Raw genomic sequence first — 25,539 nt, forward strand, 5'->3', positions numbered from 1 at the left:
TTTATTTTTCAGGTAATATACAGGCTTCAGTCACCTTTTTTAAAACCGGTTGTAATCCCAGTTCCAAAGTTTGCCGCATTACCTTTGAATCATCTTTATGACATTGAAGACAGGCACCTACGAACAGCATCCGTTTTTGTTCTTCTACATTAAAGGGCCTGAAATTGGTTCTGGTCGAATTCACTACATTCTTGTCAACAGCTTTTAAAAAAGGGATCCAGGCATCTTCAGGTAAGTTGTCATTACTGTTTAGGGCATAATCCGGGTTAAAAATCCAGGAGCCTTTATTGTTTTTAGTCTTGTAAACTAAAGAACCCATTCCGTAACCCAGGGTGGCAGAGTTGGAATGACAGGATTTACAGTCCCTTACCCCTTTTGTTGTGGTGTGAGGTGAATTAGGCGCATAAAGCCTGTGAAAGGAAATATCCTCACCGGGATTACCTTTAAAACTTCCTTTATCAATAGTAAGGATCATTCCGGGAATAGCAGGTTCAATCACATCTTCCCCATCATGTTCCCTAACACCCAATGCCGGTTTGGATGATGAAAATTCAGCAACGTATTCTTCCCATTGTCCTGTAACATATTTCTTATCAAGTAGATCAAAAGCTTTCGGTTTGTCCTTATCAAATTGATTGTGGCATCCTATACAACGAGATGTCCAGGAAGAATGACACGCACTGCAACTTACCCGTTGATGAGCGCTGTCTTTTGAACATACCTCAGATTGAGGTTTTAATGGATGTATTTTACCATTGTTTTTACTTATTAAGAATGCATTCCCGGTGGAATCTACATAAGTATTCACTAAGGGGTGGCCATCGTCTTTAACTGCTATGATCTCTCTATCTGAATGTGTGTACTCACGATGTAGATATACCAATAGACTTTCCCTGTCTAATGAATCATAGGGAATTGTATTTGGTTTTTCTTTAAAATGGCAATCGCTGCAATTCAGAGAGACAGCATTTTCCTGGTGCAAATACCTTTTACCATCACCCATCACCTCATGTGATGAGTGACAATCAATACACAGCAAGCCTTTTGTATGGTGAACATCTGCTTCCAGATGTTTATAGACACGTTTATCTTCCAGCACAGAATAATCATTAAAATTGGGTACCTCGTTTTCATTTAATAAGGTTTCCTGCAAGCCTATATAATTGGTCGAGATCCTACTGGAACGACTATGGCAACCAAAGCAATGGGTATTATTTACAAAAATGTCTGTTGAAGGATGAAACCGTGGTAATTCCTTTTTGTCGGAGGCAATGTATTTTTCTAAATCAGATTTAGCTTCATCAGAATAGTTCAAATGGCAGGCGATACAGCCACCACCTCTGCTTAGTTGATTTATTTCACCGTAACCCGGTTTTTCTGCACCTAAATGACAATTGGCACACAAATCCCTTATGTGTTTATCTGCGGCAGAATTTTCAATATCCTTTATATGATAATGATAGTCCGGACTATCGGCTTCACCAAAAATAAATTTGTCCACAGCAACTAATCCGCTATTGGTAGTCATTAAAGAATTGGTGACTTTTTTTAACTCTTCAGAATGACATTTTCCGCAGGTCTCTTTAGCGTCAGATAAGTTGCCGGGGATCAAGACCATACCTTGATGAGCTTCGGTTTTGTCTAATGAAGAAATATCTCCTAAATGACAACTTGAACAACCTATAAGTTCCGGGTTATGATAATTGGAATATCCTTTAGTGTTTTGATGGCATTGCAAACAAGATTCAGCATTACCAATTTCAATTTTTGTATAGGGGTTATCAGTCTTTGTGAACGAATTTGAAAAGTCAAAATTCCTATTTAATAATAGGAAAACAATCACTAAAAAACCTACTGAAAGAACCCCGATTTCGAAGCGTTTTATTTTCATTTTCTGAAGAGTTATTCAAAATTACGACATTTTGTATTGCGCTTTCCTACCCATATTGGAGTTTTAAACTTTAACATTCTATATGTAACCTTAGTCACATATAAAATCCTGGAAACATGATTTTTGTCATGCTAATAACTTCCATTTCCAAATAAGTTTACCCTTGAAAAACAATTAAAGTTATGACCACTTCAAGACGAAAATTTATAAAAATTTCTGCCTTAGGTTTTGGAGGTTTGGCAACCTCTTCAAGTGCATTTAGTCTGTTTGGTGTAAACCCGTTTTTAGACGCAGCTGTTAAAGAATCTATAGCCAGGAAATTCACAAGATCTGCTACCTATTGCGAAGTGTGCTTTTGGAAATGTGCGGCGTGGGTTTATACCAATGAACAAGGTAATATCGAAAAAATCATAGGTAATGAAGAGGACACGCATTGTAATGGAAGACTTTGTCCCAGAGGAACCGGTGGTGTGGGTATGTATACTGATGAAGACAGACTTAAAACACCTCTAATAAGAACCACTATTGATGGTGAAGAAACATTTAGAGAAGCAAGTTGGGAGGAGGCTCTTGATTTGATCGCTTCAAAATTTGAAGATATAAAGGACAAGTATGGGCCAGAATCCTTTGCATTACTCAAACATGGATCTCCGGGAAGTCATTTAGAACATTTGTTTAAAGCCTATGGATCAGACACCATTGCAGAGCCTGCATATGCACAATGTAGAGGCCCAAGAGAGACAGGATTTGGATTAACCTTTGGATCCTGGGTAGGATCTCCGGAACCTACAGATATTAGAGATACCAAATGCCTGGTGCTCATTGGTTCCCATATTGGCGAGAATATGCATAATTCCCAGGTTCAGGAAATGTCTGATGCCATTGATAATGGAGCAAAAATTATAACAGTAGATCCAAGGTTTTCAACTGCGGCCAGTAAGTCTGACCACTGGTTAGCAATTAAACCGGCTACAGACATGGCTTTATTGTTATCATGGATGCACGTGTTGATTGAAGAAGGTTTGTACAATAAAAAATATGTTGAACAATATACTCTCGGGTTTGATCAATTAAAGGCACATGTAAAAACATTTACACCGGAGTGGGCTTATGGTATTACAACCATAAAACCGGATGAAATTAGAAAAACAGCCCGTATTATGGCAGCTGCTGCACCTTCAGTAATTGTTCATCCTGGAAGACACGTGACCTGGTATGGAGATGATTCACAAAGAGGACGCGCTGTGGCTATCCTGAACGGGTTATTAGGATCATGGGGAAACAGGGGTGGTTTTTATTTTAAAGAAAGTCTTAAAGTGCCAAAATATCCACATCCCGAATATCCGAAACCAAAATGGGGGTGGGAAGAAATTGGAGAAAAATATCCGTTTGCTCAAATGGGAATTACTTCTGAATTAGTAAAAGCAACCATAGATAGTGAACATAATGAACATCCCATAAAAGCCTGGATGATTGCCGGGACTAATTTAGTACAAACACTGCCTCAACGAGAGAAAACCATTGAAGCTATTAATGCACTTGACTTCCTGGTGGTTATTGATACAATGCCAATGGAAGTCACTGGTTATGCTGATGTGGTTCTCCCGGAGTGTACTTATTTAGAACGTTATGATGGAATACGATCGGCTACAAATAGAACGCCATCAATTGCTGTCAGGATCCCTGCGGTTAAACCAAAATATGATTCCAAGCCTGCCTGGTGGATAAGTAAACAGATAGGAGAGCGTATTGGTTTGAGTGAGTATTTCAATTATAATGATTTTGAAGAAGTAATTGAATGGCAACTAAATAAACTGGGAACTTCTTTAGAGGAGATGAAAAAGATAGGCGTCAAGAATTTTGAAAGAACTTCCGGGCCATTATACTTAGAGGAGGGACAAGAGTATCGTTTTTGGACACCTAGTGGAAAAATAGAATTCTATTCACAACAATTGGCAGACAAAGGTTTTGATCCTATGCCTGTTTATACAAAGCATCCGGAACCTCCTCAGGGTTTTTACAGACTAAATTATGGCAGATCTCCTATGCACACCTTTAGTAGAACCATTAATAACCCCAATTTAAGTGATTTAAAAAGTGAAAATACGCTTTGGGTAAATCCGAAAGTGGCCAGAATACTCGGATTAAAAAAATATCAGGAGGTCTGGCTGAAAAATCAGGATGGTATTGTCTCCTCATTTTCAATAAAAGTTAGAATAACTGAAAGAATAAGATGGGATTCTGTGTATATGTATCATGGTTTTGGGCATAATAACAAAAAGCTGTCAAGAGCCTTTGGTAAAGGGATAAGTGATACCGAATTAATTTCACAAACGGTCATAGACCCGCTTATGGGTGGAACAGGACTTAGAGGCAACTTTGTTTCAATTTTAACTGAAAATCCACATAAAAATTCAGAGATATGAGATATGCAATGGTAATAGACACTTTAAAATGTGTTGGGTGTAGCGATTGTGTGGTGGCTTGTCAAACAGAAAATAACGTGCCACACGGGTACTGCAGAGACTGGATAACAGAAGCTGTGAGTGGATCATATCCCAATGTAGAGTTAGAATTGAGATCAGAAAGATGTAATCATTGTGATACCGCGCCATGTGTAAGATGTTGTCCAACCGGAGCAAGTCATATAGTGGATGGGGGTGTTGTACTTGTAACAGCTGATGAATGTATTGGTTGTGGAGCTTGTATAGAGTCCTGTCCTTATGATGCCCGTTATCAACATCCGGATGGTCATGTTGATAAATGTACCTTCTGTCATCACAGATTAGAAAAAGGACAACTCCCTGCCTGTGTATCTGTTTGTCCTACTAAGTGCATGTATTTTGGGGATCTGGATAACCCAAATAGCGAGGTTTCACAACTCCTGAAAAACAGAAAGTACAAAACATTAGCACCTGAGGCAGGAACTAACCCTCATGTATTCTATTTAATTTAAAGTATTAATGTTATGCAAGAAGAATTATTTACAAGTGGACGAAATATTCCCAATATTGATCCTTCACTCGAAGTTTGGCATTGGCCAATTGCGCTCTATTTATTTTTGGGTGGGTTAGCAGCAGGGATCTTATTTTTTGCAGCTTTATTTTATGTATTGGGCAAGGATAAAGAGTATCCTGCAGCTGTGAAAATGGCTTCTTTCATTCCTCCCATAGCTTTGTCCTTAGGATTACTGGCATTAGTCTATGACTTAACACACCCTCTGTACACATGGCAGTTATATACAAATTTTAGAATCGAATCTCCAATGTCCTGGGGGGCATGGGTCTTAATGATTGTTACGCCCCTGTCATTTCTCTGGGCATTTAGTTATTACCGGGAAGCTTATGCAAATATGGAGGCCAAACTAAAACTGTTCAGTCGTTTTAAATTCTTAAACGATTTTGAAAAGTTTGTCATCAAAAACAGAAGGAATATCGCCTATGTTCTTATTCCTTTATCACTGATCCTGGGGGTCTATACAGGTATTTTGTTATCAGCTTTCAATGCAAGACCTCTCTGGAACAATGCTATCCTTGGCCCTTTATTCCTGACATCAGGTCTTTCTACAGGAGCCGCAGCAATCATTATACTCTCGAAAAGTGCTACGGAAAAACATTTATTTGGTAGGATAGACCTGGGGTTGATCATTATAGAACTTGCTTTGATCGCTCATATGATTATGGGGTATTATGCAGGTTCTCAGGTACAACTTGAAGCTGTAGAATTAATTGTAGGCGGGGAATTTACCTTAATGTTCTTTGGTTTTGTAGTGCTGCTGGGCTTGCTGGTACCGGCGACATTAGAATTAATAGAAATTATAGGTTATAAAGTACCTGTTATAGTACCAGCAATCCTGGTGATTATTGGCGGACTTGTTTTCAGGTTTGTCATGGTAGAAGCGGGACAATTAACCCGATATCTATATTAAATTATAAATTATGAAAACAAAGAAAAACAAAAACAGGCATGTGTATTGGAATCCATATTTCGGCGGATTTTTACTGGGGCTTATAATCATTTTCACCTTTTATTTAACTGGTAGAGGTTTGGGGGCAAGTGGTGCCATGAAAAGCAGTGTGGTAGCCCTTGTAGACGGAGTAGCCCCAACACATGCCGAGAACAATGCCTATTATAGTATGTTCCTTAGTGATGATGATACCCCTTTGAACACCTGGTTGGTTTTTGAAGCATTGGGTGTTTTAATAGGTGCATTTATCTCCGGTGGATTAGCTGGTCGAATTGGGTGGCGCGTCCAACATTCTCCAAAAATAACAAGTAAAAGAAGGCTGGCCTTTGCTCTGGGCGGTGGACTTCTTTTTGGACTGGGAGCTCAAATTGCCCGGGGTTGTACCAGCGGTGCTGCCTTGAGTGGTATGGCCGTATTGTCAGTAGGTGGCTTTATAACCATGTTGGCCATTTTTGGCTCCGCTTATGCTGCGGCCTATTTCTTTAGAAAAAATTGGATTTAACTTAATAATCAACAAAATATGGGACCATTAATTCCTAACGATTTAATCCCTGTTGAATGGGATAGTATCATTGCCATTTTTATTGGTATTTGCTTTGGATTTGTGTTAGAATCATCTGGATTTTCTTCGTCAAGGAAATTGGCGGGCGTCTTTTACGGCTATGATTTTGCAGTTTTAAAAGTATTCTTTACAGCTGCAGTAGTTTCTGTAATTGGTATATACTATATGGATTATCTGGGCTATTTAGAGGTTGCCCAACTATATGTACACCCAACATTTTTATGGGGAGCTATTATTGGGGGTGTTATTATGGGGATTGGTTTTGTTGCGGGAGGATTTTGCCCGGGAACCAGTTTGTGTGCTGTAGCCATTGGCAAACTGGATGCCTGGGTATATGTTGCGGGTATTATGATAGGCGTACTTCTGTTTTCAGAACTGTTCACCTACTTTGAGCCTATATACGATGGTTTCTTCATGGGTAATATCACTTTAATGGATTCCTTTGGCTGGAATCCCTATTGGGTAATATTTATTTTTTCCATAGTAGCTATCGCTGCTTTTGCCTTTGCCGATGTGGTAAGGAAAAGGGTGAAAAAAGTGTTTTATTAAATAAAGAACAACATGATGGTTAAAAAAAAGATAGCAAAGTTTTTGTCATTCAGGTATAAAATTTTGGCATTGATCCTCCTGGTATTATCCGGAGGTCTGCTTTTATTACCAAAAGCTTCAAAGCAGGAGGGTATTAATGCAGAACAATTACTGGGTAGGGTAATTAGCCCCGAAAGATATATTTCGACAGATCAAATTGCTGATAAAATTATAGGCCAGGACCCTTCTTTTATTTTAATTGACGTGAGGGATGCTGAAAACTATAAAAACTATTCGCTTCCTAATGCCCTCCATATTCCTCTTAAAAATTTGTTGGATGAAGAACATGAACCTTATTTGAATCAGTCCCAGTATGACGTTGTATTCTTTTCTAATGATAATTTTTATGCCGACCAGGCATGGGTATTGGGTAACCGATTGGGATATAAAAACCTGCGGGTTTTAAGGGGAGGTTTGAATGAGTGGTACGCAACCATCATCAACCCATCTATTCCTGATGAAAACATGTCTGCGGAAGCTTTTGAACTGTATTCTACAAGAAAAGCTGCAAGCATGTTTTTTGGTGTAATGTATCCGGAGCAAGGTAAGGTTGAAGATGTGGTTGTTCAAAAACCCGCTCCAAAACAAATAATCCCGGTTAAAAAGAAAAAGAAAAGACCGGCAGAAGGGGGTTGTTGATTTTCAAATGTTATAAGCACTTGTATTATGAAAGAATTAGAAAAAGTTAAACGGATATCAATTTCTTCAACTCTTTTTATTTTAGCAGTACTCATTGGACTTCTCACCTATGAACGTCCCGAGAATATTTATGCTATGGATACCAGGAGAACACTGGAAAATTTAACCGATGCAGATTATCTTATTTCTCTTAGTGAAATAAATAACCCCGAGGTTGCTTTAATTGATATTAGAAGCCAATATGAATTCGAAAAGGGGCACCTGGAAAAGGCGATCAATATTCCTACAGCAGAAATATTAAGAGAAGAAAATAAGGCCATTTTTCAGGAATTAAAAGATTCACAAAAACTTACGGTCCTGTATGGTAAAGACCTGGAGGAAGCAAACCTTCCTTTTCTTTTGCTTTATCAAATGGGATATGATAACCTGAAATTATTGAGCACAAACAACAAGTATTTGTATAACGAATTAATTACTCAACCGGATGATATCGAAAAACCAATAGCCGATATTCAGGCTTTTATAGATGAATCGGTTAAAAAGGCAAATGCCAAAGTTGAGGTGAAAAAAGTCCCTGTCCCTAAGCAAGTTGTACCCATCAAAAAGAAAAAGAAAAGACCTGTAGAGGGAGGCTGTTAGGTATATCATATTAGTTATGGTGAAGAACCTGTCGATCTGGCGATCGGCAGGTTTTTTTATAGTACCTGCTGTCCCCGAGAACTTCCTTCAAACTTTGTATCTTAGGTAAATGGTTATTCCTAAGTGAAATATTATGAAGCATCTTACTTTTCTTTTTCTTTTCCTCATTTCAGGTTTGTCTCTTCAGGCACAGACTCCCGAAGAACGAATTTCTCAATTGGGAATTGACCTTCCGGAAGTGAAGAGACCCTTAGCCAATTTCGTAAAATGGAGGCAGGTGGGTAACCTGCTCTTTCTTTCAGGCATTGGAAGTGATCAAAAAGGGAGATTAGGTGAAGATCTTAATGTGGAGCAGGGGTATGAGGCTTCGCGGGCAACCGGTATAATGATCCTGGCAACCCTGAAAGCTGCGACAGGAGATTTAAACCGGATCAAAAATTTCGTGAAGGTTCGTGGGATGGTAAATTCGGCACCAGATTTTTATGAACAACCACAAGTTATCAACGGATTTTCAGATCTCATGGTTGAAGTATTTGGGGAGAAAGGGAAGCACGCACGAGCCGCGGTAGGACATGTGAGCCTGCCATTCAATATCGCTGTCGAAATAGAAGTGGTGGTTGAGCTGGAAGAGTAATCACCGTGGATCTTCTTCAAGCAGGTTGACACTAAAAGAACAATTATTTTTTATAGTTTCTTTTAATATTGGTCTTTAAAAACCTAATCTTTAGTGAAATAACTATCAATTAACAATGTTCGGGTTATTATTGGTTAAATTAATGTTTCTAATCAAAAAAATAATTCGTTATGAAGATTAAAAATAATTTGAATGGAATGTTCACGGGAATCCTGGCTTTAATGCTAATGTTTTCTACAGGAACCATTTTAGCTCAGGATGATGACGTAAATGACAAGGAGATCGTGGACCAGGATGAAAGGGCTAAACTTCAAAGCGATGCTGAGGAGGCTAAACAGGCTTTCATAGCAGAAGATCCACGAATAAAGGAACATCTTGGTAATGCTGCGGGTTATGCGATCTTTCCAAACGTAGGTAAAGGCGCATGGATCCTTGGTGGGGCTGCAGGAAACGGAGTGGTCTACGAAAAAGGTCAACTTGTGGGCTGGACCGAATTAAGACAGGTGGATATTGGTTTCCAGATTGGAGGCCAAGCCTTCAGGGAAATTATCATTTTCGAGACACAAGCCGCTCTCGACCGTTTTAAGGAGGGAAATTTTGAATTTGAAGGAAGTGCTTCCGCAGTAATTTGGGACAAAGGAAAAGGTGAAAGTATCCAGTTTCAGGACGGGGTTGGAGTTGCTTTAATGCCTAAAGCAGGTGCCATGGTAGGTATTTCTGTGGGAGGTCAGGAATTTGACTACCGGGATAATCAATAGATTGTGCTATAAATAGGTTGAAAGTTTTTAGATATAATTTTTAATACACCTGTGGAGTTTTCTTCACAGGTTTTTTTATGAATAAAGTTAGGTGTTTCCATTTGAAGACTCAAGTGGGGTCTTGCTTTATAATAGCTTATGGGTACCCAACCTGGGCATTTTCCTGTGGATCTCATAGACCATGGATTTAACAACAGCCAGTTCTTTTGCTCTTCTCTCAGAACTTATCTGTTCTGATAAATAGCTTGTCTGTCTATCCCAAAAAATCGACAATCGAGAGGGCTTACCTGCTTTTGTTGTATGATGCGCCAGATTGTTTGGGAGATTATTTTTCCGAAGGGAATTTCCTATTGACGATTCCAGATATCTATCATTTTGTTGAGGATCTCATTTTTCAACTTCTCATCAGAAAGCTCCCTTTCCAATCTCTTAATTTTCTGGGCTGGTGACTCTTTTGATTTAGGCATGATGATTTGACTTGGTTGGCTCCAGTCCAAGGTTCCATGTTTTCTTAAGCAAACCAATAACGTACTTTTTCCTTGTATCCCATAGGCCTTTGAGCTTGCTTATAGGTCATCCCCTTTTTCTCCCAGGGATTTTACTGTCAATATAATGCCTAAGTGGTATTCTTTCTGTGTCCTGTTTACCTGTTTTGTTTGTTGAAGATTTCATAATTAAGTCGATTTGTTGTCCATTTATTCAGGAGGATCATATCAAAAAGAAAAAGCAGATCTCATTCCGACTTTTTTAAAATTAGTTCGTCCAAAACTGATATTGGTCATAGCTTATTCATAAATATATCATTATGTGAATATCAACAAAATAGTGTCAAAAATGGTTATTTTATATCCTAAACCTGATCTTAATCACGAAACAGCAATAAAAAAGGGAGAATGTGACTAATGTTACATTAGCGCGAAACGTTGGACAGTATCTTTACACAAGAGTTAAAAAACAGAGATCATGAAAAATTTAGTAATCCTCGGAGCTGGTACTTCTGGTACAATGATGGCCAACCATCTTAGGCCCAAATTAAGCAAATCTGATTGGAATATCACTATTGTAGACCAATACAAGACTCACTATTATCAACCTGGATTTTTATTTCTTCCTTTTGATATGTATACAGAAGATCAAGTAAAAAAAGTAGGTAAAAAATTTATTCCCAAGGGAGTGAACTATGTTCAGAAAAGGATTGAACAGATCTTTCCAAACGAGAGTAAGGTAATGCTAGAAGATGAAACCCTTCACTATGACCTGCTCATCATTGCTACAGGTTCAAAGATCGCCCCAGAGGAGGTGGAAGGTATGAAAGGGAAGAACTGGCACAAAAATGTCTTTGATTTCTACACCTATGAAGGAGCTCTGGCCCTTCGGAACAAATTAAGGACCTGGGAAGGCGGCCATATGGTAGTTCATCTAACCGAAATGCCTATTAAATGTCCTGTGGCACCATTAGAATTCGCATTTCTTGCAGATTCCTATTTTCATAAGAAAGGGCTCAGGGATAAGGTAAAACTCACTTATGTGACCCCACTTTCAGGAGCCTTTACTAAAGAAAAATGTTCAAAATCTTTGGGACATCTTCTTAAAGAAAAGAACATCAATCTGGAGATCGATTTTGCCATTGAACGGGTGGATAATGAGAACAACAAGATCATTGATTACGCAGAAAAAGAAATTCCTTTTGACCTTTTAGTGACAGTACCTACAAATATGGGAGATGATGTCATTGCACGTTCGGGAATGGGCGATGATCTCAACTTTGTGCCTACAGACCACAATACCCTGCAGTCAAAGGAATATGACAACGTTTTTGTAATTGGAGACGCTACAAATGTGCCAGCTTCAAAAGCTGGGTCTGTTGCACATTTTGAAGCAGAAACCCTTACAGACAATATTCTGCTACATATTGAAGGCAAACCTTTAAAACCTGAATTTGACGGACATGCTAACTGTTTTATTGAAACCGGAAAGAACAAAGCGCTCCTTATTGATTTCAACTACAAACAGGAGCCGGTAGAAGGAACTTTTCCCGTACCAGGAATAGGACCATTAAAGCTGCTTAAGGAAAGTGTCTTTAATCACTGGGGGAAACTAGCCTTTAGGTGGATCTACTGGAACATGCTGCTAAAAGGAATTCCGATTCCGTTGGTAAGCCGAAATATGAGTACAAAAGGAAAAAAACTTTAGAAATAACAATTAAAAATAGAATATCATGGAAACTTTAACAGGAACAAACGTAAAAGTAAACGAAGAAGGTTATTTACTGGATTTCTCTCAGTGGAACCGTGAGGTGGGAGAGGAAATAGCACAGGGCGAAGGAATTACTATGACCCCACGTCATTGGGAGGTGATCGAGTGGCTTCAGGGTCAGGTAAAGGCAGACAAGGCTTTATCTATCAGGGGAATCAAAAAAAGCGGGGTCCTCGATATTAAGGAATTCTACGCATTATTCCCTGGTGGACCACTTAAGATCTCTACCAAAATAGCGGGAGTACCAAAACCGAAGAGCTGTATATAATTAAAACCTACTAAAATGAGCAAGACAAAGGTAAAAAAGATGCTCTTCATCTTATCGAAGGCGACCCTTGAGAACGTATATGCCGCTTTTATAATGGCCAACGGAGCAAGGATGGAAGGGATTGATTCTGAAATATTCTTCACGTTCTTCGGACTTGAAGCCATACAAAAGAAAAAACTTAACGGCTTACATGTTGCCACGGTTGGAAACCCTGCTATGCACATCCCAACTATGGTTGGAGGTCTTCCAGGAATGGAAGCCCTGGCCACCAAGATGATGAAAAAGGAAATGGATAAACTGGATATGCCGCCGGTAGACGAATTTCTGGAGATATTGTCAGCATCGGGAGTGAAATTATGGGCCTGCAAATTAGCAGTAGATATGTTCCATCTTAAAGAAAAAGATCTTATAGACGACCTGGACGGGATATTGACTATTGGGGATTTTTATAATCAGGCTGATGTGGAAGGAACTCAAATCTTATTTATATAGGATTAAAAATAAGCCTCTGGATAAAGTTTGATTTCTGTTCTTTATTTTTGATGGAGGATGGTGGTAGGAGCCGACTGTAACAGTCGGCTCCTTTAATTTAAGGGCAATATTTGAAATTCACCGTAAAGGTTAGGCGGTTTTCATCTCCGCCGTTGTAACCAATATTTGCAGTAAGGGCTTAGAAACCATCTAACCACACTGACCTTCCGTAGTTGTTGTGCCACTTATTGGTGTCATCATCCTCGGTATCAAAGCGGCTTTCATGACTAGCGATCGAAAGATTCGGTTTTTTTATTAAATATTTAAAGGCTGTGATATAAATGTGTACCCTTAAAAGTTATAAACGGACATAATTTTAAAGGATGTAAAAAAAATCACCTGGAGTGTAACTGCTGTTACCGATGCTCCCGAAAAAGGAAAGTATTTTTATTGGTGTTTAATTAATATAATCCTTTCCTCTATAAGTTTAAAGTCTTAACTGTGATTTCTGTTTTTTCATGAGAAGAGGATGGTGTGAAGAGCCGGCTGTTTAACAGCCGGTTTCTTTTTTAGAATCCTATGCACCCTGGCCCATACTTCGCATCAAACCACCGTCCATGACATACGTGGAGCCGGTAACGTAATCTGCATCTGCAGAAGCCAGGAAAACAGCAAGCTTTGCGATCTCCCCGGGCTTACCGGCACGTTTCATAGGTATATGCTGCACTTGCTCTCTTCGGGTAGCTTTGTCTTCAATGGCCTCCTGATTCATGGGGGTAAGGATCATTCCGGGGGCGATATTGTTCACGTTGATGCCTTCCCCGGCCAATTCAAGGGCGAGTACACGGGTAAAATTGCGAACGGCACCTTTAGAAGCACAATATTCAGCTGTTCCGGGGGCCGGAATCTCTTCATGCACAGAAGTTACATTAATGATCTTTCCCTTTTCTTTCTGGTTACGCACTTCATTAATAAATCTTCTGGTGCAAAAAAAAGTCCCGTATAGATTGGTTTTGATGGCTTTGTCCCAATTCTCTGTAGGCATATCGGCTACTTTTAAACCTTGCCCGTCAATGGCTGCATTATTTAAAAGGATATTGACCCGTCCGAATTTTTCCAGGACTTGATCGAACATGTTTTCCACCTCTTTTTCTTTTGAAATATCCACCTGTAGCACTAGTCCTTTTCCCCCTGCGCCTTCAACCTTTTGTAGCGTCTCCCTGCCACCGTCTTCGTCTGTGTGATAAGTAATGACCACATGAGCGCCTTCCTTAGCGAATGCAATTGCCGTTGCCTGCCCTATCCCCGAATCAGATCCGGTAATAAGCGCTACCTTTCCTTCCAACTTCCCCATAACCCATTTATTTTATTGATTGTCAATATGTTATCAAGCTAATGAGGAAAATTGAAACAGGGCGTTAAGGAAAATGTAATTTGGTTGTTCTAATATTTGAAATTAAGAATTACGCTTATCCGGTTGCCATCCCCGCCACGATACAAACCTATGTTGGCTGTTAGTGCATAAAATCCATTGATCCATACAGAGCCTCCGTAGTTATTGTGCCATTTGTGAGTGTCATCATCCTCTGTCCACACTCTACCGTAGTCAAAACCAGCACTCACTCCAACAATAAGGGGAATGAAATCTGTTTTGATCAATCCCAGCGCGGTGCGTAAATCGGTACTATGATAAAGGGAATATTTCCCATTGAAGCGATGGTTTCGATAACCCCGAAGACTTTGGATTCCGCCCAAAGTGGCCGCATGATAGAATTCATAGTCATCCCCAATAATGGCTGTTCCCCCCACTTTGGTGGCAATAACGGCAAATCCGCTGGGGATCAATGTATAATTTATCGAAAAGGAAGGCTTCACGTAACCAAATTGATTAGTGTGCTCATCGATGTTTTGTTTATACCCGGCTAGGAGGTCAAACCTGCTTCCCAGGCTGGGGTAGGAGGGATTGTTCTTGTTCTCATATGAATATTTCATTTCGGTACCCGCATATATTTGTTGATCAAAAATGTCATCTTCAGCAGAAAAATTATCAGCTAAAAATGAATCGTCCCGATATCCAACCCTGACCGTCTCCAGATTTGGGCCTATAGAAAAAAAAGCGCCTGCCTCACTCCTCCAGACAATGGAGGGCTTGAATTCACTTTGTTCCAGTTTTACCCGATTGTAAATTCTCTCTACTTTATCGCGGTCATATTGCGAATTATTTCCTGTCCCAAAATAGTTAATGAAATAATTGGGGCTGGAATAGCGACCTTCCAGCTTCAGGTTCCACTTGTAGAACATGTGCGCGAATTCTGCCGAGGCATTCAATTCATACCCGTTGCTGGCAAAAAAATACTGCGCGCTCAGCATGTATTGGGTGGTAAAGGGATTGGTCACGAGGCCATAGGTGGTATAAATATCTTTGATCCCCAAAGTAAACCCGGCATCTGGAATGTAATCTGCCATGGGCATAATTTTATTTTCGGTGTACTTTCTCTTCAAATAATGGTATTGATTAATTTCGTAGGAATCAACCAGCCATTTTTTTGAAGCCGGGTTTTTGATCACACTTTCGGTGCTCTTATGATCATAAATCTTAACTTTTCGGGAATTTCTAAAATCATAAATATCCTCCTCTTCGCCTCCAATAACTTTTAATTCGATGAGATTATCCCCATTTCCCTCTATGAAAAATTCATCATCGCCATCGAGTCCGTACAGCCAAATCTCGTCGGTTTCTTCGGAAGAATATGATTTTGAGAAGATTTCCTGTTCGTCCTTCAGAATGCTTACTGCTGTCACGCCGTTTTCATTTCTGGTGATCCTGAAAAAGTCATCTTCATCTGTTCCCGTCACGGTCTGGAATTCCTGAAGGTGATCCAGATACTCACGGGTTATTTTAGGAAGATTTTCTCTTCGCTTTTTGAGGTTTTGTATTATGTTTTCGATATCCTTATTGCCGCTCACTTCCTTCGGAAGATCTGCAAATGCCGCTTCGATCACCTCATCTGACAAATTCTTCCGGATAAAATCCACCTGTTCCTGCCACTTCTCCCAATCGGTCTCATTTATGAACCGAAGATCAAGAGGATAACCTGACCAGTTGAACCATTTTACATTTTTCAGGTCTTTATCGTAACCCTGCATTTTCCGAAGCGATGGTACGGCTGCTTTAATAAGCGGTAAGAGGGCACCGTCATATTTTGAAAAAGCATGATCCCGGTCGCGGGGAATGGGTTCATAACGGGTTTTTCCGTTTTCCTCATAACCCGCCCAGCGCCACTGGTCCTGGTGTCTATCCCAATCCCCTATGAGCATGTCAAAGATCCGGGCTTTAATATAAGCCGCCTGGTCAACATAAACTTCCTTGGACTCCCGCAGTTTGAGAAGAAGGTCAGCAGTGCTGATGATATTATCTGGTTTTCCAAAAGTCTTGAATTCCTTGTTTTCCTCCCCCACATGTTCTTCCAGCATAAAAAGCGAATTCCCGTAATCTTCATTGTAAATACCAAGGCTTTTTTGTTTGGGCACGTAGTAGATCTCGGGATTGGCGTGATGAATATTAAGGACAGTAGAAAGGTCATTAACCGCAAAAGGCGCATAGGGATGGGCAGTAGTGAAAAAGTCGGAAATAAATCTTTGTGCAATAGTGTTTTCAAGGAATTCCCCAACAAAATTGGTCTGGACCACATCTGCCTGCAGATATTGAATGGGGTCTTTGCGCATGGCGCGAAGGGTGTATTCATTTTCATTGTTATTGATGAGCCTGAGGCTTCTGGATTGCTGACCGCCGCCTTCAGAAATGGGTTTCAATGAATCAAGTAGCAGCACGGGGGCTTCAATGGGATGGCTGTATACACTTCTGTAGCGTTTACCCCATAACCATTCATAGAGATCGCTTTTTTCTGTTTCTTCGGAAGTATAAATTGAGGTGATTTCCTTTTTAGAAATTGCCGGATACTCAATATCCAGCCCTTCCATGGTGGGTCTTTCCCGTGGAATGGAATGGGCATAAACCAGTTGGGGTTTTCCCTTTTTTAATTCGAAGAACTGCACCGCTGATGACCCGTCTTCAAAAACGGTTAATTTTGCATAACCCCTTTCTTTTGAAGTGAACAAGCCGTCCTTTTTTGTTTTCACCGGTTGAGTATTGGCAGCAGCCCCACTTATTATCTGCGGATTACGGCCGTTGTGCAGGAACTGAAGGTTTCTGTGGTTTCCCGAAACGAAAATGACATCTTCAAAAAGACTGGCCAGGGTTTCCAGTTTCCCCCTTAATTCCTTTTGCTGATTGCTTTCATAATGATCTGGCGAAGCTCCAGTGATCCTGTGCAAAAAGGGGATTTTACTGTTGCTCATTACCGGATGATGTACCGCTACAATGATGACCTTACCGTGACTGTCCTTAAGGTCGTCTTTGAATTCTGTAAAGAATTCTTCCCGTGTTTTGTAATCGCATTGAGAATTCATCCTGGGATGTTTATCCCAATCTTCCAGGAACCACTGGGAGTCTACACTCACAAGTTCTATGAGATCATTAATAGATTCTCTTTCTATAGGGCAGCCATCATCGGGCCAGAATTCAGAATTACTGTTTTCCTGCAAGAAAGTTTCAAGGTCATCGATACTTCCGGGGGCTTCGGGATTCCATTCATTCTCACCGGGAGTGAAAAAAACCTTCCCGCGGAAATTTTTAAGCGGTTGCAGAAGATCTTTCCGAAGGAATTCTTCAACATTTTTCCGGTCTTTCTCATCATTAGGATAACCCCTGTAATCTGTTGCATTCCCCAAAAGAAGCATGCTTGAAGATGTGTCTTGATCTGAAGCCTTAGAAATGGCGTCCAGGATATCTGTTTTTGAACTTTTGCCGGTATTCGAGGTGATATAAAAACTATGGGATATTTTTCTTCCTTTATAGATACTGTCCTGTCCAAAAACAAGAGTAGTTTTTGCAAGAAAGAAGCAGAAGATCAGGAGGGACCGTAAAAAGATCTTTTTAACCCGTAGGAGATACATGTGAGCCGATGGAATTTATTTTATCTTTTATCGCAAAATTTTAAGTTCAACAAATTTGTGTGATTAGAAGAAAATTTAACTCAAAATAACAAATGCTAAAAGCTTTCCCTAAAAGTTTTCATAAAGTTAAATTGCATCTATATTTGTAAAGTACCTAATATCGCTATGGGCTTTCCAATTACCTATTATTACCAGTGGATCCTTCTTTTCCTGCTTCTCATCTCACATGCAGCGATAGGACAGGAACTCCCTCCGGTTGTCAATTTCACTCCCAGTCAATATGAGGGTGGGAATCAAAACTGGATGATCTCTCAAGGGGAGAACGCCCACATTTTTGTAGCCAATAACTCAGGACTGCTACAGTTTGATGGCGAACATTGGAACCTGTATGAAGTTACCGGGGGTGCAGCGGTACGATCTGTACTTGCTTCAGAAGAAATGGTGTACACCGGGTCCTATATGGATTTTGGATACTGGCAGGCCAACGCCACCGGCAGGCTTCAATATACTTCCCTTAAGGATTCAGTGAATGTAGGGATGATGGATGGGGAACAATTCTGGGACATAAAAGAGGTGGGTGATTATGTGATCTTTCAAAGCCACCAGCGTCTTTACAGTTTTAATAAAAAGACCGGAAAAGTTCAGGCCATAGTTACAGAGACCAACATTTCCAATCTTTTCACTGTAAACGATAAAATTTATTATCAGGTAGCCGAAAAGGGTCTATTTGTAATTGAGAAGGGAGCCGGAAATCTTTTCATATCCAATGAAAAGATCGGTAATAAACCAATTATTGGTCTATTCCCTTTTGCCGAAAATAAAATGTTAGCCATAACCCGGGATGATGGCCTGTTCATGATCACTGGGAATCAATGGGAAGTGTTCCCTGTTGAAAATTATCCTTCGGCGGTTAGTTTCTTTTCTGCCCTTTACCTGGAAGACGGTACCCTGGCCTTAGGAAGTATAGGAAGTGGACTTTACCTTATTAATCTTAATGGCTCTTCAGATTATCAACTATCTCAACCAACCCTCCAGAATAACACCGTGCTCTCTGTTATGGAAGATAAGGAAGGAAATATTTGGGGAGGACTGGATAATGGAATTACGCTTATCAACAAGAAAAGTCCTTTCAGGCTTTTTGTGGATACCTTCGGTGAGATAGGAACAGTATACTGCAGTTCTGTGATTGACGGGATTAGGTATCTGGGAACCAATCAGGGTTTGTATTATAAACAAGCTAATGACGAAGAAGGCTACAGACTTGTTCCGGGTACTACCGGCCAGGTGTGGAGTATTAATTACCTCGATGGGAAAATATTTATTGGGCATGACCGGGGTACCTTCCTGGTGGAAGGTACTTCTGCTAACCTTATATGGGACGGTCTTGGAACCTGGGTTGTTAAAAGATTTGGAGAGGGGATCTTGCAGGGTCATTACAACGGGCTTTCCTATCGGGCAGATGAAGGGTATGATTCCGCCGCTCATTATTTGAAAGATTTTGACCTTTCTTCAAGAAATATCATTGTAGAGAACGACTCTGTTATCTGGTTAAGCCATTACCATAAAGGAATTTTTAAGTTGGAATTGGATCAGGAATATTCCCGGGTTTTAAAAGCAGAGAATTATCTCATTAAACCTGATACCGGGCTGGGCCCCCAGATATTCACCTTTAACAACGAGATCTATTACTCTACTGAAACGGCTATTTACCGGTATGACAGGGATGAGAATGTATTCTCTGGAAAGAATGAATTAAATGAATTGACAGAGGGGTATGAGAGGATAAGTGGGGTTTCACAGGTATTGGAGGACGGTAGCTGGTGGAGCTTTGGAAGGGATAAGCTGTATTTCGTGACCCGTGACCCTTTTGAACAGAGGCTTGTGTTGGGTACCGTGCCATTACCCCTGGAAAACAGGAATATCACCAAAGGTTTTGAGAACATTTCACTAATTGGAAAGAACCGATACCTCGTAGGGTCCAATGTGGGTTATATTGAGTTTTCCCTGCCCCTGGGAAAGATCACTTCAGGTGAACTTTCCATCAACGCCGTGGAAACCGGCGCCAAAGGAGCAAATTTTGAATATCAGCCACTGGATGGTTCCGGTTTGGAACTTGAGAATAAAATCAATACTATAAAATTTCATTTCAGTGTGCCTGGCTTTCAGAAGTTGACAAGTATACAATACAGTTACAGGATACTTAATTATTCCTCTTCCTGGAGTAAGTGGAGCGAAACCGGGATTGCCGAATTTGAAAATTTACCTGCCGGTTCCTATACTTTTCAGGTTAAAGGAAGAAGTAATGAGAATGAAACAGAAGTCTTGAGTTACCAGTTTGTTATTGCCCGTCCCTGGTATCTCACTAACCTGGCCATAGCCGGATATTTTTTACTTTTTTTATTGGGCCTTCTTGTTATTCATTTTGTTTACAGAAGACATCATGAAAAAGTTATAAGGGAGAGGGAAAAGAATCTGAGGATGCAAGCCCTGGAGGCGGAACAGAAGGTCATTAAGCTTCAAAAGGAACATCTGGAGAAGGATATGGCGGACAAGAACGAACAGCTGGCTGCTTCTACCATGTCGCTTATTCGGAAAAATGAATTTTTATCTATTCTTAAGGAAGAGTTGAAGGATACCGAAACTACCAAAGTTAAGGGCGTTATCAAAACCATTGATAAAGAGATAAGCGAGGAGGATAACTGGAAGATGTTCAAAGAGGCCTTTAAAAATGCCGATAAAGAATTCTTTGATAAAATTAAATCGAAACACCCCGAACTTACCTCCAATGATCTTCGCCTTTGTGCCTATCTAAGATTAAATCTTTCCTCAAAAGAGATTGCACCTCTTATAAACATCTCAGTAAAAAGTGTGGAGATAAAGCGATATCGATTGAGAAAAAAAATGGGATTGCCTCGTGAAGTCAATTTAACAGATTATATTATGAATCTGTAACCTTTACAAAACTACTTTCCACCTTTACAACACCTCTACATTTTATCATAAAAACACTTTTTAGTCCTTTTTTATATCAGGGTGCTTGTCAGATTATTGGACTTGAAACCTAGTCTATTATAGAGATCACAGGTTACTTTACAAAGCACTTTCTTGGTGTAGGTTTTTTGTAAAGGTGCTTTTCATCCCATCTTCTTTTTTAGTTAATATATTGGTAACATAATTTTAACAACTAATCAGATGAAGAAAATCACATTTTTCTTAATTGCCCTTTTTGGCGGTTTCTTTTCGATTTATGCGCAAACGATATCGGTGCAAGGAAAAGTGACTGATCAGAATGATTTACCCTTATTAGGAGTGAATGTTTTGGTCAAAGACGCAACAAGGGGTACAACTACAGATTTTGACGGGAACTATTCAATAGATGTTTCCCAAAATGACATTTTGGTATTTTCTTATGTGGGCTACCAAACTAAAGAATTTCAAATAACCGAATCACAAACCTTAAATGTGGTGCTTCAGGAGGATGCTGATGCCCTTGAGGAAGTGGTGGTCGTTGGGTATGGTACACAGAAGAAAAGTGTCAATACCGGTGCGATCTCCTCTGTAAAGGCAGAAGAGCTGGAAGCAGTTCCTAACGGAAGGATCGAACAAACATTACAAGGTAGGGTTTCGGGAGTTACTATAGCTTCCAACTCAGGACAACCGGGATCTTCTTCAACCGTTAGGGTAAGGGGACTTACCACTTTTGACACCTATGGAGGTAACACTCCGCTTTGGGTTGTTGACGGGGTGATCGTAGACGCCGGAGGTATTGGTTATCTTAACCAACAGGATATTGAATCTATTGAAGTTCTTAAGGATGCAGCCTCTCTTGCAATATATGGTGCCCGTGCGGCATCTGGTGTTATCCTGGTAACTACCAAAAAAGGTAAAGAAGGGAAGTTCAATGTGAACTACACCGGTACTTATGGTTTCTCTTCTCCTGAGAATACAGTAGAACTATTAAATGCCACCCAGTATGCTGCCATAATGAATGAAAAATCTGTGGCTGCAGGCGGTGAAATTTTATATCCAGATCTTTCCCTACTTGGAGAGGGAACAGACTGGCAGAAGGCGATCTTTGAGGATAACGCCAAAAGAGAATCTCATGAGTTCAGTTTAAGTGGAGGAAACGATGTCTCTACCTTTTATGCTTCCTTTGGTCTTTTAGATAATGAAGGGATAGTAACCCCAGAGATCTCTCAGTACCAGAAGAAGAGTATGCGTTTAAACTCTACTCACGAACTATCAGACATGTTTAAAGTAGGACAGACCTTTGGTTACACCCATCAAAAATATGTGGGGCTTGGAAATACCAACAGTGAATACGGTGGTCCACTAAGTTCTGCCCTCAACCTGGATCCTATTACTCCTATAGTAGTTACAGATCCTGCCCTGGCGAACACTAATTTATATACTTCAAATCCTGTTTTCAGGGATGCCAATGGGAATCCTTACGGGATCTCAACTATCGTAGGTCAGGAAATGACAAACCCGGTAGCGTATACTCTTACCAGGTTAGGTAACTCTGATTATGCTGATGACTTCGTTGGAAACGCTTATGTTGAATTCACACCCATAGAGCAGTTAACATTCAGAACGAGTATCGGTGGTAACCTTGCTTATTGGGGAGGGGATTTTTATACTCCGGAATATTTCCTGAGCCCTACTGTGGGAACCTCCCAGAACAGTTTAAGCCGTAATACCAATAAAGGTTTCGGCTGGAATATAGAAAACACATTGTCGTATGGAGATACTTACGGAAAACATGATTTCACCTTGTTATTAGGACAGGGAACCTATGTGAACGGTATCAACAGCGGAACTTATACAAACTATCAAAATCTTCCAGTAACCAGTTACAGGGACGCCTCATTTAACTATGAGATCCCGGTTTCCCAGAGACTTGGAGGTGCTTATACCGGAAACGAGCACAGGGTGATCTCTCTGTTCTCTCGTTTGAACTATAACTACGATGAGAAATATCTCTTTACCGGGATTATTCGTAGGGATGGATCTTCGAATTTCGGACCCAACAACAAATTCGGAATTTTCCCGTCTTTCTCAGCAGGATGGAATGTCTCAAATGAAGAATTCTGGAATGACAATGAAATAATTAATTCCCTTAAACTTAGAGCGGGTTACGGGGTAACCGGTAATGACGCCATTGCGCCAAACGGTTACCTTGCCCTTATTAGCGGGGGACGAAACTATACTTTTGGAAGAACAGGAGATCAGATCTCAATTGGATACAGCCCAAATGCGCCTGCAAACCCTGATCTAAAATGGGAGGAAACTTCTCAGCTTAACATTGGAGCAGATGCCAGGATTTTCCAAAACCTTACCATGACCCTTGAATATTATAAAAAGAAAACCTCAGGGATTCTTCAGTATTTCGAACTTCCGGGATATGTGGGAGCAACAGGAAGCCCTCTTGGCAACGTTGCCGATATGGAAAACCGCGGGGTTGAACTTGAGTTAGGTTATAACAAACTTTTTGGAGATTTCAACTTCTCTGCAAATGCCAATGCTTCTTATCTTGAGAATGAAGTTACATTCCTGGGAGAGGAAAAGGACTTTATCACCAACGGAGCAGCCGGTTTCCAATCTATGGGAGATATTACCAGGACTCAGGTGGGTGAAGCTTATAACTCTTTCTACGGATACAGGACTGCAGGTATCTTCCAGACAAGGGAAGAGATCAACTCTTATACAGATGGGAATGGAAATGTTATTCAGCCAAACGCAGTTCCCGGAGATTTCAGATGGGTAGACACAAACGGTGACGGAACCATTAGTGATGATGACAAGCAGTTTTTAGGTAGTCCGCTGCCAAAATATACCTTCGGTTTGACTCTAAACATGGATTATAAAGGTTTTGACTTCATGGTTTTCGCTCAGGGAGCTGCCGGTAACAAGATCTTCCAGGGACTAAGACGTCTCGATATCCAGAACGCCAACTACTCTACAGAGGTGCTGAGCCGATGGACAGGACCGGGAACATCAAATGATTACCCAAGGTTGACAAATAACGATGCAAATGGTAACTTTAGTAAAGCTTCAGATTTTTATCTGGAAGACGGAGATTATCTAAGGATCAAGATTGCTCAGTTAGGTTACAGCCTTCCATCAGAATGGATCAACCATATGGGGGCACAGAAACTTAGACTATATGTTACGGGAGAGAACCTTTTCACCTTTACAGACTATACGGGATATGATCCTGAAATTGGAGGAAATGTACTGGGAATTGATCGTGGTTACTACCCGCAGGCGAGATCCTTCCTTTTTGGAGCTAACTTACAATTTTAAAAAACAAGACTATGAAGACACACAATTTCAAGTTGGTATTAGCTGCATTGGCAGTAATATTCACGATGAATTCCTGTAGTGAGGATTTTCTTGAGGTGCCCGTTAAAGGTACTAACCTGGAGTCCAACTACTATAGAAATGAAAGCGAAGCTTTTGCAGGCCTGGTATCCGTTTATGACGTGATGAGGAAGTATGGTGGAGGATTTGAGAACATGATCACTTTCATGAACGCAGGATCAGATGACTTTAGAGCCGGTGGTGGTAACGCCTCAGATGGGATAGGTATCCAGAGCTTTGATGATTTTGATATTACCCCCACCACTATGCCTCAAAGCTACTGGAGTGATTATTACCAGGGAATTTTCAGAGCAAACTTTTTGCTTACCAAATTACCTGAGGTTCCCATGGATGAGGCTTCAAAAACCAGGTTTACAGCCGAGACCAAAGCTCTTCGTGCCATGTACTATTTCGAGTTGGTAAGACTTTTTGAGAATATTCCTTTGATCACAACTCCGCTTGAAAAAGATCAATTCAATAATATTCCTCAGGCAGCCCCATCTGATGTTTATGACGTGATAGTTGCGGATCTTATCGATGCTATAGCTGATCTGCCTCCTACAGTTCCTGCCGAACAGGCCGGGCGTTTGAATAAAGGTGCAGCACAGGCATTGCTTGGAAAAGTTTACCTGTACATGGGATTAGATTCTCAGGCCGCTGCCCAACTAAGGGAGGTTAACGGTACTCCCGGAGAGACCAACCAATATGGAAATAAACTTCTTGAGAATTTCGATGATCTTTGGGAAGTAGATAATAAATTCAATACAGAATCTATCATTGAAGCGGCTCACACCAATGCTTCCAGTTCTCACTGGGGCAACTGGGGGAGTGGTGCAGATGAAGGAAACTCGGTCAACACTATGGTGGGACCAAGATCCTACGCGCAGTTGACCGAGGAAGCACCAGATTTGCCTTCAGGATGGAGTTTCAACCCGGTTGAACCTGAATTATATGACCTTTTAAAAGACGATCCGCGTTTTGAAGCTACCATTCTTGATATGGAAGCTCTTGTCGCTGCGGGTGCTGCAGATTATCTGCCGGGTTACGAAGACACGGGTTACTTCCTCAACAAATTCATCCCTACACAGGATGATGTTACAACAGGAACCGGGGAACCAATCCTTAACTACAGACAGAATGTCTATGTGATTAGACTGGCCGATACCTACCTTATGGAGGCAGAAGCCCTTTTTAATGCAGGAGAAGATAGAGATAGAGCCAAGGCTTTATTAAATGCTGTAAGGGAAAGGGTAGGTCTAACCGCACTCGAGGAGGTCTCATTGACTGCTATTTATGCAGAGCGCAGGCTGGAACTTGCGGGTGAAGGTCACAGGTTCTTTGACCTGGTAAGGACCGATAGAGCTGCCCAGGCATTGGGTGACGAAGGTTACCAGGCCGGGGTGCACTACAGGTTGCCAATTCCTTACAGGGAAACTCAAAATACCATTATTGAACAGAATTCAGGTTATATAGAATAAACAAAGATA

At 40.6% G+C, this 25,539-nt stretch carries 18 protein-coding genes; 15 read left to right on the forward strand and 3 right to left on the reverse strand.

Annotation, left to right across the window (positions count from 1 at the left end; translation table 11 throughout):
- Position 1: 1 nt before the first annotated feature.
- Positions 2-1,738 (reverse strand): hypothetical protein, encoded by a 1,737-nt coding sequence (locus ACFSTG_RS06230; RefSeq protein ID WP_380749739.1) that lies wholly within the window; start codon positions 1,736-1,738, stop codon positions 2-4.
- 335 nt (positions 1,739-2,073) lie between these two features.
- Between ACFSTG_RS06230 and ACFSTG_RS06235 the strand changes: the two genes are divergently transcribed.
- From ACFSTG_RS06235 to ACFSTG_RS06290, 12 genes are all read left to right on the forward strand, one after another.
- Positions 2,074-4,317: a molybdopterin-containing oxidoreductase family protein gene (locus ACFSTG_RS06235; protein ID WP_380749741.1), complete on the forward strand. Its 2,244-nt coding sequence runs from the start codon at positions 2,074-2,076 to the stop codon at positions 4,315-4,317.
- Positions 4,314-4,847: a 4Fe-4S dicluster domain-containing protein gene (locus ACFSTG_RS06240; protein WP_380749744.1), complete on the forward strand. Its 534-nt coding sequence runs from the start codon at positions 4,314-4,316 to the stop codon at positions 4,845-4,847. Before ACFSTG_RS06235 ends, ACFSTG_RS06240 begins: the two co-directional genes overlap by 4 nt.
- 12 nt (positions 4,848-4,859) lie before the next feature.
- Positions 4,860-5,819, forward strand: coding sequence for an NrfD/PsrC family molybdoenzyme membrane anchor subunit (nrfD, locus tag ACFSTG_RS06245; protein WP_380749747.1), 960 nt, complete (start codon positions 4,860-4,862; stop codon positions 5,817-5,819).
- Between the two features lie 10 nt (positions 5,820-5,829).
- The gene (locus ACFSTG_RS06250) at positions 5,830-6,360 is read left to right on the forward strand and encodes a YeeE/YedE thiosulfate transporter family protein (RefSeq protein ID WP_380749749.1); all 531 of its coding nucleotides are present in this window, start codon (positions 5,830-5,832) and stop codon (positions 6,358-6,360) included.
- Positions 6,361-6,378: 18 nt separating this feature from the next.
- Positions 6,379-6,969: a YeeE/YedE thiosulfate transporter family protein gene (locus ACFSTG_RS06255; RefSeq protein ID WP_380749751.1), complete on the forward strand. Its 591-nt coding sequence runs from the start codon at positions 6,379-6,381 to the stop codon at positions 6,967-6,969.
- A 63-nt stretch (positions 6,970-7,032) separates the two neighbouring features.
- Positions 7,033-7,647, forward strand: a complete 615-nt coding sequence (locus ACFSTG_RS06260) for a rhodanese-like domain-containing protein (protein WP_380749754.1) — start codon at positions 7,033-7,035, stop codon at positions 7,645-7,647.
- Between the two features lie 27 nt (positions 7,648-7,674).
- Positions 7,675-8,286, forward strand: a complete 612-nt coding sequence (locus ACFSTG_RS06265) for a rhodanese-like domain-containing protein (RefSeq protein WP_380749757.1) — start codon at positions 7,675-7,677, stop codon at positions 8,284-8,286.
- A gap of 133 nt (positions 8,287-8,419) precedes the next feature.
- On the forward strand, positions 8,420-8,920 hold the full coding sequence (locus tag ACFSTG_RS06270) for a RidA family protein (RefSeq protein WP_380749760.1): 501 nt from the start codon (positions 8,420-8,422) through the stop codon (positions 8,918-8,920).
- A gap of 170 nt (positions 8,921-9,090) precedes the next feature.
- A complete protein-coding gene (locus ACFSTG_RS06275; RefSeq protein WP_380749763.1) occupies positions 9,091-9,678 on the forward strand; it encodes a lipid-binding SYLF domain-containing protein in 588 nt (195 codons plus the stop codon).
- Positions 9,679-10,641: 963 nt separating this feature from the next.
- The gene (gene sqr, locus ACFSTG_RS06280) at positions 10,642-11,871 is read left to right on the forward strand and encodes a type III sulfide quinone reductase, selenoprotein subtype (RefSeq protein ID WP_380749766.1); all 1,230 of its coding nucleotides are present in this window, start codon (positions 10,642-10,644) and stop codon (positions 11,869-11,871) included.
- 25 nt (positions 11,872-11,896) lie between these two features.
- Positions 11,897-12,202 carry a TusE/DsrC/DsvC family sulfur relay protein gene (locus ACFSTG_RS06285; protein ID WP_380749769.1) on the forward strand — a complete coding sequence of 102 codons (306 nt, stop codon included), beginning with the start codon at positions 11,897-11,899 and terminating at the stop codon, positions 12,200-12,202.
- A 15-nt stretch (positions 12,203-12,217) separates the two neighbouring features.
- A complete protein-coding gene (locus tag ACFSTG_RS06290) occupies positions 12,218-12,694 on the forward strand; it encodes a DsrE/DsrF/DrsH-like family protein (protein WP_380749772.1) in 477 nt (158 codons plus the stop codon).
- A gap of 556 nt (positions 12,695-13,250) precedes the next feature.
- Here the strand turns inward: ACFSTG_RS06290 and ACFSTG_RS06295 are convergent.
- A complete protein-coding gene (locus tag ACFSTG_RS06295) occupies positions 13,251-14,027 on the reverse strand; it encodes an SDR family NAD(P)-dependent oxidoreductase (protein WP_380749775.1) in 777 nt (258 codons plus the stop codon).
- A gap of 89 nt (positions 14,028-14,116) precedes the next feature.
- Positions 14,117-17,689: a metallophosphatase gene (locus ACFSTG_RS06300; RefSeq protein WP_380749778.1), complete on the reverse strand. Its 3,573-nt coding sequence runs from the start codon at positions 17,687-17,689 to the stop codon at positions 14,117-14,119.
- 165 nt (positions 17,690-17,854) lie between these two features.
- Here ACFSTG_RS06300 and ACFSTG_RS06305 point away from each other — a divergent pair, with 165 nt between their 5' ends.
- From ACFSTG_RS06305 to ACFSTG_RS06315, 3 genes are all read left to right on the forward strand, one after another.
- Positions 17,855-20,641, forward strand: a complete 2,787-nt coding sequence (locus tag ACFSTG_RS06305; RefSeq protein ID WP_380749781.1) for a helix-turn-helix and ligand-binding sensor domain-containing protein — start codon at positions 17,855-17,857, stop codon at positions 20,639-20,641.
- Between the two features lie 240 nt (positions 20,642-20,881).
- Entirely contained in the window at positions 20,882-23,995 is a 3,114-nt protein-coding gene (locus ACFSTG_RS06310) for a SusC/RagA family TonB-linked outer membrane protein (RefSeq protein ID WP_380749785.1), read from the forward strand.
- 11 nt (positions 23,996-24,006) lie between these two features.
- On the forward strand, positions 24,007-25,530 hold the full coding sequence (locus tag ACFSTG_RS06315) for a RagB/SusD family nutrient uptake outer membrane protein (RefSeq protein WP_380749788.1): 1,524 nt from the start codon (positions 24,007-24,009) through the stop codon (positions 25,528-25,530).
- Positions 25,531-25,539: the final 9 nt, after the last annotated feature.

Source organism: Salinimicrobium flavum (genome assembly GCF_042684505.1).
In the GTDB taxonomy this organism is placed as follows: Bacteria; Bacteroidota; Bacteroidia; order Flavobacteriales; family Flavobacteriaceae; genus Salinimicrobium; species Salinimicrobium flavum.

Bases quoted from the DNA above. Each gene is read 5' to 3' on its own strand.
- ACFSTG_RS06255 (WP_380749751.1), top strand. From the start codon at position 6,379: ATGGGACCATTAATTCCTAACGATTTAATCCCTGTTGAATGGGATAGT.
- ACFSTG_RS06270 (WP_380749760.1), top strand. From the start codon at position 8,420: ATGAAGCATCTTACTTTTCTTTTTCTTTTCCTCATTTCAGGTTTGTCT.
- ACFSTG_RS06290 (WP_380749772.1), top strand. From the start codon at position 12,218: ATGAGCAAGACAAAGGTAAAAAAGATGCTCTTCATCTTATCGAAGGCG.
- nrfD (WP_380749747.1), top strand. From the start codon at position 4,860: ATGCAAGAAGAATTATTTACAAGTGGACGAAATATTCCCAATATTGAT.
- sqr (WP_380749766.1), top strand. From the start codon at position 10,642: ATGAAAAATTTAGTAATCCTCGGAGCTGGTACTTCTGGTACAATGATG.
- ACFSTG_RS06265 (WP_380749757.1), top strand. From the start codon at position 7,675: ATGAAAGAATTAGAAAAAGTTAAACGGATATCAATTTCTTCAACTCTT.
- ACFSTG_RS06305 (WP_380749781.1), top strand. From the start codon at position 17,855: ATGGGCTTTCCAATTACCTATTATTACCAGTGGATCCTTCTTTTCCTG.
- ACFSTG_RS06240 (WP_380749744.1), top strand. From the start codon at position 4,314: ATGAGATATGCAATGGTAATAGACACTTTAAAATGTGTTGGGTGTAGC.
- ACFSTG_RS06285 (WP_380749769.1), top strand. From the start codon at position 11,897: ATGGAAACTTTAACAGGAACAAACGTAAAAGTAAACGAAGAAGGTTAT.
- ACFSTG_RS06300 (WP_380749778.1), bottom strand. From the start codon at position 17,689: ATGTATCTCCTACGGGTTAAAAAGATCTTTTTACGGTCCCTCCTGATC.
- ACFSTG_RS06250 (WP_380749749.1), top strand. From the start codon at position 5,830: ATGAAAACAAAGAAAAACAAAAACAGGCATGTGTATTGGAATCCATAT.
- ACFSTG_RS06310 (WP_380749785.1), top strand. From the start codon at position 20,882: ATGAAGAAAATCACATTTTTCTTAATTGCCCTTTTTGGCGGTTTCTTT.
- ACFSTG_RS06275 (WP_380749763.1), top strand. From the start codon at position 9,091: ATGAAGATTAAAAATAATTTGAATGGAATGTTCACGGGAATCCTGGCT.
- ACFSTG_RS06235 (WP_380749741.1), top strand. From the start codon at position 2,074: ATGACCACTTCAAGACGAAAATTTATAAAAATTTCTGCCTTAGGTTTT.
- ACFSTG_RS06295 (WP_380749775.1), bottom strand. From the start codon at position 14,027: ATGGGGAAGTTGGAAGGAAAGGTAGCGCTTATTACCGGATCTGATTCG.
- ACFSTG_RS06315 (WP_380749788.1), top strand. From the start codon at position 24,007: ATGAAGACACACAATTTCAAGTTGGTATTAGCTGCATTGGCAGTAATA.